The sequence below is a fragment of the Pseudomonas sp. TTU2014-080ASC genome, from assembly GCF_001446935.1.
Lineage (GTDB): Bacteria > Pseudomonadota > Gammaproteobacteria > Pseudomonadales > Pseudomonadaceae > Aquipseudomonas.
Genome location: NZ_LKKK01000014.1, coordinates 1 through 12,766 on the forward strand (window position 1 = coordinate 1; position 12,766 = coordinate 12,766).

Consider the following 12,766-nt stretch of genomic DNA (forward strand, 5'->3'; position numbering starts at 1 on the left):
GTGCAGATGGTCAGCAATCGCTGGACTTCGCGCTGAAAGTTGAGAGTGAGGACAGCGGTCTGTTCGACACCCTGACAGGTGAGGAAGTCAAACTCAGCCTCAATGCTGAAGGTGAGGTGATTGGTACCATCAGCGGCGACGTGGTGGTCTTCACTGTCAGCGTAACTGCTGACGGCAAGATCAGCCTGAACCAAGAGCGTGCGGTTAAACACCCGGTCGGTGGCAACAGCCATAACGAAGCCAGTGCGACGCTGGACGGCAAAATCAGCGTGGTCGGCACCATCACCGATGGCGACAACGACACTGCGACTGCCACTGCGAACATTGGTAAGGCCATCAGCTTCCTGGACGACGGCCCAAGCATCAGCGCCAAAGAGCTGGGCAGCCTGAGCCTGCAGGTCGACGAAACCAACCTGAACACAGCGGCTACCTCGTCGTTCACACTCGCTAGCCTGTTCACCAGCGCTGCCGGTGCAGATGGTCAGCAATCGCTGGACTTCGCGCTGAAAGTTGAGAGTGAGGACAGCGGTCTGTTCGACACCCTGACAGGTGAGGAAGTCAAACTCAGCCTCAATGCTGAAGGTGAGGTGATTGGTACCATCAGCGGCGACGTGGTGGTCTTCACTGTCAGCGTAACTGCTGACGGCAAGATCAGCCTGAACCAAGAGCGTGCGGTTAAACACCCGGTTGGTGGCAACAGCCACAACGAAGCCAGTGCGACGCTGGACGGCAAAATCAGCGTGGTCGGTACCATCACCGATGGCGACAACGACACTGCGACTGCCACTGCGAACATTGGTAAGGCCATCAGCTTCCTGGACGATGGCCCAAGCATTACTGCCAAGGCGCCGACTGGTCTGTCACTGGTGGTTGATGAGTCGGACTTTAACACCAACGCAACTGCCAATATCAGCGGATACTTCAACATCACTGACAGTGCCGATGGCCGTGAGAGTGTTACTTACAGCCTGAATGTCGAGAGCGCAGCCAGTGGTCTGGTGGATTCGCTCACCAATACCGCGATTACCTTGAGCAAGAATGGCAGCGTAATTGAAGGTAAGAACGCCGCGGGCAATCTGGTCTTCACCTTGAGCGTTGACAGCAGCGGTAAGGTGACCCTGGATCAGTTGCGTGCGATCAAACACCCGACTGGTGGTGCTAGCCACGATGAGGCTGTATCTCTGGTTGCAGGCAAAATCAGCGTCACAGCGACTGTGACTGACCGTGATGGCGACACCGCCAGCACTAAACTCGATCTCGGCCAGGCCATCAGCTTCAAAGACGATGGGCCTGTTGCTGTCGACCAGACGGCTTCTGGCTCTGCTCAGGTCAAGCTGGACACCAACCTGATTCTGATTCTGGACGTGTCTGGAAGTATGGATGATGGGTCGGGTGTGGGGAATATGAGTCGCCTTCAGGCAGCTAAAAACGCATTGCTGGAGTTGCTTGAGCAATATGATGCGTTGGGCGATGTGAAAGTAAGTTTCACTACCTTTAATGCGAATGCGTCAAGTGGATCAACATGGTTGACAGTGAGTCAGGCCAAGGCAGCTATTTTGGCTACAACGGCCGGTGGCAATACTAACTATGATGCAGCGCTCATTGATGCCATCAACTCCTTTGGTGAGTCCGGCAAGATCACCTCGGGAAATGTGCAGAATGTCGCTTATTTCCTTTCGGACGGTGAGCCTAACAGACCTACTTATGACTCTGGTATTTCCAATTCAGCTGGTAGTGCGAGTGACTGGCCAGCACCTTACTCCAACGGCAATGCGTCGGAGGAGCAGGCTTGGATTAACTTCCTGAAAGCCAACGGCATCCGTTCATATGCTCTGGGTATGGGGACTGGTGTTACCGAGTCAGCGTTGAACCCTATTGCATACGATGGCAAGACCGGAACCAATACCAATGCAATTGTCGTCACTGATGTGAATCAGTTGACGCAAACATTGGTTGCGACGGCTCAGGCGTCGCCGATCAGTGGCAATTTGACAACAGGTGGTGGTTTCGGGGCCGATGGCGGCTATGTGAAGTCGATTGTGATAGGTAGCAATACCTACACCATTACTAAGAGTGAGTCAGGGGCATATACGCTGGGAGGTGCCAGCGGCGGCACGCTTGCAAACAATGAGCTGAAAGTAACACTTTCAAATGGCTCCAGTTTTAGCGTGAATATACTGACTGGTGGTTATACCTACACGCCGCCAAGCACAATTGCCACCGCCATTGCTTTGAGTATCGGCTTTACCTTTGCTGACGGTGATGGTGATGTAAGCCCTCAAGCTAACCTCAATATCAATATTTCGACCTCCACTGCTCCGGTGGTTGTGCGTGATGATTTGATTTTGACCAACACTTCAGCATCGAACGGCAGCTACGTTATCAATATTCCGACATGGGCACTGCTGGCTAACGATACGGGGGCCAACTCCAGCTTGCTGAAGGTCTTGAGTGTTGCGGGAGCTACGAGTGGCGATGTTTCTAAGAGTGCTGATGGCTCTACTGTGACGTTTACCGATACTGGCGGTAGTGGTGGTTCCTTCTACTACGACGCTACACTCAACGGCCAGGCTGCCTATGATCGTGCTGATGTGACAATCAGCCGGTCTACGAATAGCACAATCACCGGGACGTTCCGTAATGAGATCCTTTTGGGGCGTAATGGCAGCGCTGATACGCTCAATGGCGGGGATGGCGATGATATTCTCATTGGTTTGGGTGGTAACGACACTCTGAACGGGGGCAATGGAAATGACATTCTCGCTGGCGGGGCTGGCAATGACACGCTTAACGGCGGAGGCGGAATCGATACTGCTACATACATTGATGCCATAAGCAGTGTCACCGTTACCCTGAATGCAAATGGCACTGGCACTGCTACAGGAGGCGCTGGTACGGACACACTCGACTCCATTGAGAATCTGATCGGTTCGAACTTTAACGACAGTTTGACCGGTAACTCTCTCAATAACCTGCTCAATGGTGGTGCTGGCGATGATCTGTTGATTGGTGGTGGCGGTAACGACTACCTAATCGGCGGTGCAGGTGCAGACACCTTCAAGTGGACCTCTGGTAACACTGGCGTTACCACGATTGCCGACTTCCAGAAAGGGGTCGATAAGTTGGATCTGTCTGAGTTGCTGGTCAATGAAACTGCTAACAACCTGAACCAGTACTTGACCTTCAGCTTTGGCACCAACACTACCATCACCGTGGACTCCAACGGATCCTCAAGCGGTGGCGCTGGGCAGTCTATCGTCTTGGAAGGGGTCAACCTGCAGGCTGCGTATGGTGTATCCAATCAGGCGGAAGTAATCACAGCCATGCTGAATGATGAAACTCTGAAAATCAGCTAAGGCATTCAAGCCTGCCTTTATCTAAGGCAGGCTTGTCAGCAGCCTTTTACCCAAGCCCTACAGTGAGATGATCACTGTGGGGCTTTTTTATTGGGGGGGAGTGTGAGTGCAGATAGAACTGTGTACTGCTTAGCGCATGTTCAAGTTAAGTAAGTACGCAACCACATCTGCAGCACCAGCAGTGATCAGGCCTTCGCCAAGCGCCGAGCTATCGGCAGAATGTTTGGGCAGCATCAAAATTTCTGAAGATGCGTCAGATGTGATCAGAGACAGGCGCGCATAAGGAAGGCCAGTATCAAGCAGTAGCTCCATAAACTCAGGCGCTGTCCAAGCTGGTTTAGGGATCGCAACAACATAATAGTTCTGTTGCAACGCTAGCAGGCCCTGGCTGCATAGTTGATAGCGATGGAGTGTGGCGGGTAGGGTGATTTCCAGTTCACGCAGACGCATATAGGCAATGGCGCAGGCAAGCGCGTCATTATTCTGCTCACCAGCCCAGTAAATCCGGCCGCCCATCCAGCTTGCTTGCCGCAACGTGATGCAGTCACCTGTGAGATAGCCTGGGACGGCGAGGCTAAGGGTACGTACTAAATCCTTATAGGAAATGATACGAATTTTTCGGCACCCCTCACTTGAGGCCAGGGCTTCAAGTGAAGCAAATGCAGCCTGTGTGTCAGTGCAGTTTGAAAGGCCGTCGATAGTGCGTAGGTCAAATTTGGGAAGTTGAACTTCTTCTTTTTTGATCAGGTTTATAAGGAGGGCGTGGGCGTCGGATTTGTCTTCTTGTACGGGGCCGGACAGCGCGCCGCGAGGCAGTTCAACAAGTCGGTGCAGTTGCGGATCACTGTTCCAGCAGATGCTTGGCTTGATGCCGGGGATGGGAGCAAATGGCAAGCGCAGTTGGCTGGCGCGCTGAAAAATCTGATGACGCCCACGCTCAGCCAGCCCGAACTTACGTGCAAGGGCACTCAGGCGAGACTTAAAAGTATTGTGGGGCGGTGTGAAACTCATAAACTTCGCTGGACTCCCAAGAAGCAGCCATTGCTAACTTCAGCTGGCTAAGGCTTGGCACAAGGCCTAATCAATACAGCGCCGGACCACTAATAGCAAGGCTGTGGCAAGATGGCATGTCAGTAAAAACAGGAGTGTACATGCCTACGTTGGTTCTGGATGTTGCCTTGCCCGCCGAACGTCTGATCGCTGTTTACCAAGGCCACGCCAATCGCATTTTGATGAAAAGTCGTGACGGCAAAACTGTCAGTGTCCCTGCTCACCACTTTCGTCCTTTCTTAACCCATGAGGGTGTCTACGGATCATTTGTCTTGGAGTTTAGTACGGCAGGGCAATTGCTCAGCCTTAAACGTCTTTGACAGGCCCGTGCTCCTCGCTTCTCTGAGTCCGGCGCGCGTATAATTGCAGGCTTTGTAACTTCCAAGAGCTAAGCCTGCCCATGTACACCCTGGCCCGCGAGCTGCTGTTCAAACTTTCCCCGGAAACCTCCCATGAACTCTCCATCGACCTGATTGGTGCGGGTGGACGCTTGGGGCTTAACAAACTGCTTACCAAACAGCCGTTGTCGCTGCCAGTTTCCGTCATGGGCCTGGAGTTTCCTAACCCTGTAGGGCTGGCCGCGGGCTTGGACAAGAATGGCGATGCCATCGATGGGTTCTCCCAGCTGGGCTTCGGTTTCGTTGAGATTGGCACTGTTACGCCGCGCCCGCAGCCGGGCAATCCCAAGCCGCGTCTGTTCCGTTTGCCTGAGGCAGAAGGTGTGATCAACCGTATGGGGTTTAACAATTACGGTGTTGATCATTTGCTAGCACGGGTGAAGGCTGCAAAGTACAAGGGCGTGCTGGGCATCAATATCGGTAAGAACTTCGACACGCCGGTTGAAAATGCCGTGGACGATTACCTGCTGTGCCTGGACAAGGTCTACCAGCATGCCAGCTATGTGACGGTTAACGTCAGTTCGCCTAATACGCCTGGCCTGCGCAGTCTGCAATTCGGTGACTCGCTCAAGCAACTGCTAGAAGCGCTGCATCGTCGTCAGGAAGATCTGACCGAGCAGTACGGTAAGCGCGTACCGCTGGCCATCAAGATTGCCCCGGATATGAGCGATGAAGAGACTATTCAGGTAGCCAATGCGTTGCTGAATGCCGAAATGGATGCAGTGATTGCCACCAATACAACCCTTAGCCGCGATGGGGTCGAGGGTCTTGAATACGCAACTGAAGCAGGCGGTCTTTCAGGGGCACCGGTGCGTGATAAGAGCACGCATATCGTCCGAGTGCTGTCTGAAGAGCTGAAAGGCCGTATGCCGATTATCGCAGTCGGTGGTATCACCGAGGGTAAGCATGCTGCTGAGAAGATTCAGGCTGGAGCCAGCCTGGTGCAGATTTATTCCGGCTTTATTTACAAAGGACCGGCGCTGATTCGCGAAGCGGTGGACGCCATTGCTGCATTGCCCAAATAACTGCGGGCAATAAAAAGGGGCTCCGTTGGAGCCCCTGGGCTCTCGCCCTCCGCTCGGATGGAGCGGGCTTGGTAAGCCGGTTGTGTGTCCTGTCAGCCGACTGCGCGAAGTTCGTTAAGGCGATGGATTCCGGCGGTGCCGGTCATGCCGTCCCAGTTGTCACCCCGGCCTTCACGCCAGCCGTTAATCCAAGCTTGGCGAACAGCGGGAAGGGTGAACGGGCAGAGGTCGCGGGATTTACCACTGATACCAAACTGATAGCCGCGTAAAAAAGCTCTTTCTAACGGATCACGCTTAAGTCTTCTCATAGGGTGTTGCCCTCAATGTTGACTGTTATGTATGTCCTTTAAAGCTTGTGGCTGTATCGGCAGACGTCTCTGCCTGTGGAGTTCGTTGCCGGCGTGACGAATCTCCGTGGCTCGCTCCGTTGCGGAGTTAAGCTAAGAATGATTTCTAACCAATGTAGACTGGCATGTGAATGACTCTTTCGTCATAAGCCCGTAACCTTTTTAGGGCAAAGGCCATAAGACATTTTCTGATTAGTCAGGTTTTTATCTGTAACGCTTGTGACTAGGCGGTTACAGAAGATTGTGTACGTTGTACAGGTGAGAATGAATTTTGTTTGAACCTGCTGCTTATTCCGACGAGCTGCCCTTTATGTACAGTTCGTCACTTATTTTGGCCGTGTAGCCTTGTTTGCATGGCGTTGATTGCCGTTGGCACTGGAAGCTCCCATGTCGGATCGTTACGAACTCTATCTCACTTGCCCTAAAAGCCTTGAAGGCCTGCTGCTTGAAGAAGCCCGCAGCCTGGGATTGGAGGAGGCCCGTGAGCACACGGCAGCCATTCGCGGCATGGCCGATATGGAAACGGCCTATCGCCTATGTATGTGGTCGCGTTTGGCTAACCGCGTGCTGTTGGTGCTCAAGCGTTTCAGCGTACAGAACGCCGAGGGGCTGTATGACGGTGTGCTGTCAGTTGACTGGGCTGAACACCTTGATCCGGCAGGTACGTTGGCTGTGGAGTTCAGCGGTCACGGCTCTGGCATTGATAACACCCATTTCGGGGCGTTAAAGGTAAAAGACGCCATCGTCGATAAGCTGCGTATGCGTGATGGCACGCGGCCGAGCGTCGATAAGGTTAATCCGGATGTTCGCGTGCATCTGCGCTTGGAGCGTGGCGAAGCGATTCTGTCGCTGGATCTGTCCGGTCATAGCCTGCATCAGCGCGGCTATCGCTTGCAGCAAGGCGCTGCACCGTTAAAGGAAAACCTCGCCGCTGCCGTACTGATTCGTGCCGGTTGGCCGAAGATCGCTGCTGAAGGTGGCGCGCTGGCTGACCCAATGTGCGGTGTCGGTACGTTCTTGGTGGAGGCCGCGCTGATCGCAGCGGACATTGCCCCAAACCTGAAGCGTGAAATGTGGGGCTTTACCAATTGGCTGGGCCACGTGCCGGCGGTCTGGCGTCGTGTGCGTGAAGAAGCCGAGCAGCGTGCGGCTGCAGGCTTGGCGAAAAAGCCACTGTGGATTCGCGGTTACGAAGCTGATCCGCGTCTGATCCAGCCAGCGCGTAACAACATCGAGCGTGCCGGGCTGAGTGAATGGATCAAGGTTTACCAGGGCGAAGTCGCAACATTTGAGCCGCGCCCTGACCAGAATCAAAAAGGCCTGGTTATCTGCAACCCGCCGTATGGCGAGCGTTTGGGGGATGAAGCGAGTCTGCTGTATCTCTATCAGAACCTGGGGGAACGTCTGCGTCAGGCCTGTATGGGCTGGCAGGCCGGTGTGTTTACCGGTGCGCCTGATCTGGGTAAGCGCATGGGCATTCGCAGCCACAAGCAGTATTCATTCTGGAACGGCGCGCTGCCTTGCAAACTGCTCATGATCAAGGTGCAGCCTGAGCAGTTTGTGACCGGTGAGCGCCGTACACCGGAGCAACGTGAGCGTGACCGCGAGCAAAGCGCTCAGGCTGTTGAGCAGAAGGGGGCAGCACAGCCTGTTGAACAGGCGCGTTTGAGTGAAGGCGGGCAGATGTTCGCCAACCGCCTGCAAAAGAACCTCAAGCAGTTGGGCAAGTGGGCGCGCAAAGAAAATATCCAGTGCTACCGTCTGTACGATGCCGATATGCCGGAATACGCCCTGGCGGTTGATCTGTACGGTGACTGGGTTCATGTGCAGGAGTACGCAGCACCACGCTCAATTGATCCGGAAAAGGCCCAGGCACGTCTGTTCGATGCACTGGCTGCTATTCCGCAGGCGCTGAACGTCGACAAAAGCAAAGTGGTGATCAAGCGCCGCGAGCGTCAGACTGGCACCAAGCAATATGAGCGTCAGTCTGCTCAAGGTCAGTTTATGGAGGTCACCGAAGGTGGCGTGAAGCTGCTGGTCAACCTGACGGATTATCTGGATACAGGCCTGTTCCTCGATCACCGCCCGATCCGCCTGCGCATCCAGAAGGAAGCTGCCGGCAAGCGCTTCCTCAATCTGTTCTGCTACACCGCAACGGCCACCGTGCATGCGGCCAAAGGTGGCGCGCGCAGCACCACCAGTGTTGATCTGTCCAAGACCTATCTGGATTGGGCGCGGCGCAACCTGTCGCTCAATGGTTTCTCTGACAAGAACCGCTTGGAGCAGGGCGACGTGATGGCGTGGCTGGCTGATGATCGCGGCGAATACGACCTGATCTTTATCGACCCGCCGACCTTCTCCAACTCCAAACGCATGGAAGGGGTGTTCGACGTGCAGCGTGACCATGTCCAGTTGCTGGATCTGGCCATGGCGCGCCTGGCACCGGGCGGCGTGCTGTATTTCTCCAACAACTTCCGCAAGTTCGCATTGGATGAAAACCTGGCGAGCCGCTATCAGGTGGAAGAAATCAGCAGCTCAACCATCGATCAGGATTTTGCCCGTAACAGCAAAATCCACCGCGCCTGGCGCTTTAACCGCAAAGCCTGATCAGTTCTGCTTGCGCATCAGTGCACGTAAGGCGAAACGATTGGGGTGGCAAGCATGGGCAACGTCGGCTGGAACGGGCATCGGCTCGTTATCCAGCCACGCGGCGATCAGCTCGCCGGACAGCGGTGCGGTAATCAGCCCCCGCGATCCGTGGCCGCTGTTGATGTACAGACCTTCCAGCCACGGACAGGCGTTGTTTGGCACTTTACGGGCGTTCTTGCTTAACGCCGCGTAGGTTTTGGCAAAGTGTTCGGCATCTGCCAGCGGCCCAACAATGGGCAGATAATCCGGACTGGTGCAGCGGAAGGCGGCGCGGCCTTGCAAGGTGTTCGGATCAAGCTGATCAGCCTGCATGCGCTGCGCCAGTTCGCCGGAGATATCCCGCAGCAAGTCGAGATTGCTGACGTGTTCCGCGGGCTTGAGGCTTACCTCATCGCTATGGAAGTCAAAACTCGCTCCCAGCGTGTGTTCGCCGTTACGTGGTGGCGCGACATAGCCCTCAGCGCACAACACAGTTTTCAGTGCCTGGCTGCTGTCGGTGACCGGAACCCGGGTGATCTGTCCGCGAATGCGTTTTAGCGGCAGCTCGGCGCTTTGACTGAACTGCCGGATTTGTGCAGCGTTGGCCAGCACTGCCACGTCGGCGCTGGCGAGCAGCTGTTCCTGATCCCATGCCTGCCATTGGCCGTCCTGACGGCGTAGCTCCAGCACCTCTTGATGCAATTGCAGGCGGATGTTCGGCTGCTCACTGAGCAGCTGGCATAGCGCGGGCGGATGGACCCAGCCTGCATCCGGGTAGAACAGCCCACCGCCATTGAGCGGTACACCGGCCAGCATTTGCGCTTGCGACTGATCCAGCACGTGTAGCAGGTCAGGCGGAAAGGCTTCGGCTAATTGCGCCTGACGCTTGGCCTCTTTTTCATCAAAGGCCAGTTGCAGCACGCCACAGTCATCCCATTCCTCACCTTTTGTCAGTTGCTGAATAAGCCGGCGCGTATAGCCGAAACCACTGACAATCAGGCGTGACAGCGTGGTGTGATGAGCGGACAGCTTGAGGTAGAGCACACCTTGCGGATTACCGGAGGCTTCTTGAGCGATAGCCGCGTGGCGCTCCAGAATCGTGACTTGCCAGCCACGTTGCGCCAGGCTTGATGCAGTGGCGCAGCCGGCCATACCTGCACCAATTACCAGCGCGTGGCGTTTGCCTGCGGGTGTTTGCGGGCGGGCAAACCAGGGTTTTTCCGTGTTTAGGGAGCAGGCATTGAATACGCCCTTTAGCACTTCGCGTTTGCGCCCAAAGCCGGGCGTGCGTTCCATGGCAAAGCCAACATCGATCAGCCCACGACGCACGTAGCCGACACTGGTAAAGGTCCCCAGCGTGGTGCCGGGAGCAGACAGACGAGCCAGCTGGCTGTACAGCTCGGGCACCCACATCTGCGGGTTCTTGGCCGGAGCAAAGCCATCGAGAAACCAGGCATCGACCTGTGCGTCGAGCTGTGGCAACTGCTCCAGCACATCGCCAACCAGCAGGGTCAGCACAATGCGGCCATTGGCGAATGTCAGACGCTGAAAGCCGGGATGGATCGCACGGTATTGCGCCAGCAGTTGCGCTGAGAAAACGGCTAGCTCTGGCCAGAGTTGCAGGGCGCGCTCTAGGTCTGAGCGAGTCAGCGGGTACTTTTCCACGCTGATAAAGTGCAGCCGCGCACCAGCAGGCGCGAGTTGTTCAAACAACTGCCAGGCGCAGAGAAAGTTGAGGCCAGTACCGAACCCGGTTTCACCGATCACAAACTGTTGGCGCGCGCCTAATGCCGCGAAGCGCTCAGGCAACTGATTATTGGCGATAAACACATGACGCGTTTCCGCCAGACCGTCATCTTTGGAGAAATACACATCGCCAAATTGGGCGGAAATCGGTTGGCCGCGCTCGTCCCATTCAAGGTCAGCGTTCGGTGTTTCGGGTTTGGAATTTGGATCGGACATTTCACATACCGGCAGGAGCAAGCGCGCATTTTATAGAATCCGTATCGATCATGCGCATCCAAGCTGCCGCAGCAGGCTAGCTGCCGTTATGATTGCCGCAGTTTTGCAACGAGGTAACAGGTTTGAGCACAAAGCTGATCACTCAGGAAGGCCACGAAGCCCTGAAAAAGGAGCTGGATTACCTGTGGCGCGAGCATCGCCCCGACATTACACGCAAGGTCGCGTGGGCTGCGTCATTGGGCGACCGCAGTGAAAATGCCGATTACCAGTACAACAAAAAGTTGCTGCGCGAGATCGACCGGCGCGTGCGTTACATCCGCAAACGGCTGGAAGATATGCGCGTGGTGCCATACTCGCCGGAGCAGGAAGGTCGGGTGTTTTTTGGTGCCTGGGTGACCATCGAGAATGTGGACGGTGAGTCCAAACGCTTCCGGATTGTCGGTTATGACGAGATTTATGGGCGTAAGGATTACATCTCCATCGACTCACCGATGGCGCGTGCGTTGCTGAAGAAAGAAGTAGGTGATGAAGCAGTCGTACAGACGCCCCAGGGCGAAATGATCTGGGAAATTATCGAGATCAGTTACGACAAGTAATTTATATCCTTCTGGCTCTGTCGCAGGCAGAGCCTTTCAACCGGCTGATGCCGTTCTGTTTGAGTCTTTCAGGGCAAAATCCATGATGCGCCGTAGCACTGCTCCGAACGGAGGCTTTTCCCGTTCCGATTACAAAACACTGGGCCTTGCAGCCCTGGGCGGGGCGCTGGAGATTTACGATTTCATCATTTTCGTGTTCTTCGCACTGACGCTGAGTCAGTTGTTCTTTCCGCCCGAGATGCCCGAGTGGCTGAGGCTGCTGCAGAGTTTCGGAATTTTCGTGACCGGCTATCTGGCGCGCCCGTTGGGCGGCATTCTGCTGGCCCACTTTGCTGACCGTTTCGGGCGCAAGCGAGTGTTCAGCCTGAGCATTCTGATGATGGCGCTGCCGTGTCTGTTGATCGGTGTGATGCCGACTTATGAGCAGATCGGTTACTGGGCTCCTTTGATTCTGTTGCTATTCCGCGTGCTGCAAGGGGCTGCTGTAGGCGGTGAGGTACCCAGCGCCTGGGTATTCGTCGCTGAGCATGCGCCGAAAGGCCATCAAGGGTATGCGTTGGGCATACTGCAGGCGGGGCTTACGTTCGGCTATTTGTTAGGTGCGCTGACAGCCACCTTTCTTACGCAGATTTACACCCCGGCAGAGGTGCTGGAGTTTGCTTGGCGTATTCCGTTTTTGCTCGGTGGGGTATTTGGTCTGATCGGCGTCTGGTTGCGCCGTTGGCTCAGTGAGACGCCAGTGTTTATGGCGATGAAAAATCAGAGTGACGCAGCACTGGAGTTGCCGTTGCAAACGGTTTTGCGTGACCACCGGCAGTGCCTGATTCCGGCAATGCTGCTGACTTGCCTGCTGACTTCGGCGGTGGTCATGCTGGTTGTTGTGACACCGACGCTGATGCAGACCCGCTTTTCTATCCCGGCGAGTGAGACCTTTGCCCTGAGCAGTCTGGGCATCATGTGCCTGAATGTTGGTTGCGTGATTGCCGGCGCATTAGCTGACCGGATCGGTGCATGGCGTGCCGTGAAGGTTTACAGTCTGCTGCTGCCGCTAGGCGCTCTGGCGCTTTATGCCTGCCTGATACTGGACAGCCACTTTATCGCGCTGGGTTATGCGCTGGCGGGGCTGAGCTGTGGCTTGGTAGGTGCTGTGCCCAAAGTGATGGTGTCGCTGTTCCCGGCTAGTGTGCGGGTGTCGGGGATTTCCGTCACATACAACATCGCTTATGCGCTGTGGGCGAGCTTTACGCCGTTACTGCTGATCGGTCTGATGCCGCAGGAACCATGGACGATTGTGATCTTTTGCGCGTTGGTCGGGTTGGTGGGGGTGATGACAGTGGCCTGGTTTCGCCACAGAGTCGGGCAGCTCTGTGCCGCCTGAAAGAAGCCCCGGTTGAACCGGGGCTT

The 12,766-nt window shown here is 55.5% G+C and carries 9 protein-coding genes; 6 read left to right on the forward strand and 3 right to left on the reverse strand.

What is annotated here, in order from left to right; all coding sequences use genetic code 11:
• The coding region (locus AO726_RS17705) for a DUF5801 repeats-in-toxin domain-containing protein (protein WP_152987315.1) at positions 1–3,356 on the forward strand (3,356 nt) is incomplete at its 5' end.
• Positions 3,357–3,485: 129 nt separating this feature from the next.
• On the opposite strand, the gene AO726_RS17710 is transcribed toward AO726_RS17705, so the two are convergent.
• Entirely contained in the window at positions 3,486–4,250 is a 765-nt protein-coding gene (locus AO726_RS17710) for a DUF6685 family protein (RefSeq protein ID WP_275044104.1), read from the reverse strand.
• A gap of 257 nt (positions 4,251–4,507) precedes the next feature.
• On the opposite strand from AO726_RS17710, the gene AO726_RS17715 reads away from it, so the two are divergent.
• A complete protein-coding gene (locus tag AO726_RS17715) occupies positions 4,508–4,726 on the forward strand; it encodes a DUF2835 domain-containing protein (RefSeq protein WP_058069443.1) in 219 nt (72 codons plus the stop codon).
• An 80-nt stretch (positions 4,727–4,806) separates the two neighbouring features.
• Positions 4,807–5,829 (forward strand): quinone-dependent dihydroorotate dehydrogenase, encoded by a 1,023-nt coding sequence (locus tag AO726_RS17720; RefSeq protein ID WP_058069444.1) that lies wholly within the window; start codon positions 4,807–4,809, stop codon positions 5,827–5,829.
• 92 nt (positions 5,830–5,921) lie between these two features.
• Here AO726_RS17720 and rmf read toward each other — a convergent pair whose 3' ends face one another.
• Positions 5,922–6,137 carry a ribosome modulation factor gene (gene rmf / locus AO726_RS21050; RefSeq protein WP_082629184.1) on the reverse strand — a complete coding sequence of 72 codons (216 nt, stop codon included), beginning with the start codon at positions 6,135–6,137 and terminating at the stop codon, positions 5,922–5,924.
• Positions 6,138–6,563: 426 nt separating this feature from the next.
• Here rmf and rlmKL point away from each other — a divergent pair, with 426 nt between their 5' ends.
• On the forward strand, positions 6,564–8,783 hold the full coding sequence (gene rlmKL / locus AO726_RS17730) for a bifunctional 23S rRNA (guanine(2069)-N(7))-methyltransferase RlmK/23S rRNA (guanine(2445)-N(2))-methyltransferase RlmL (protein WP_058069446.1): 2,220 nt from the start codon (positions 6,564–6,566) through the stop codon (positions 8,781–8,783).
• Here the strand turns inward: rlmKL and mnmC are convergent, their stop codons facing one another.
• The gene (gene mnmC / locus AO726_RS17735; RefSeq protein WP_058069447.1) at positions 8,784–10,766 is read right to left on the reverse strand and encodes a bifunctional tRNA (5-methylaminomethyl-2-thiouridine)(34)-methyltransferase MnmD/FAD-dependent 5-carboxymethylaminomethyl-2-thiouridine(34) oxidoreductase MnmC; all 1,983 of its coding nucleotides are present in this window, start codon (positions 10,764–10,766) and stop codon (positions 8,784–8,786) included.
• 122 nt (positions 10,767–10,888) lie between these two features.
• Between mnmC and greB the strand changes: the two genes are divergently transcribed.
• The gene (gene greB / locus AO726_RS17740; protein ID WP_058069629.1) at positions 10,889–11,362 is read left to right on the forward strand and encodes a transcription elongation factor GreB; all 474 of its coding nucleotides are present in this window, start codon (positions 10,889–10,891) and stop codon (positions 11,360–11,362) included.
• 82 nt (positions 11,363–11,444) lie between these two features.
• Positions 11,445–12,740: an MFS transporter gene (locus AO726_RS17745; RefSeq protein WP_058069448.1), complete on the forward strand. Its 1,296-nt coding sequence runs from the start codon at positions 11,445–11,447 to the stop codon at positions 12,738–12,740.
• The last annotated feature ends 26 nt before the right edge of the window (positions 12,741–12,766 follow it).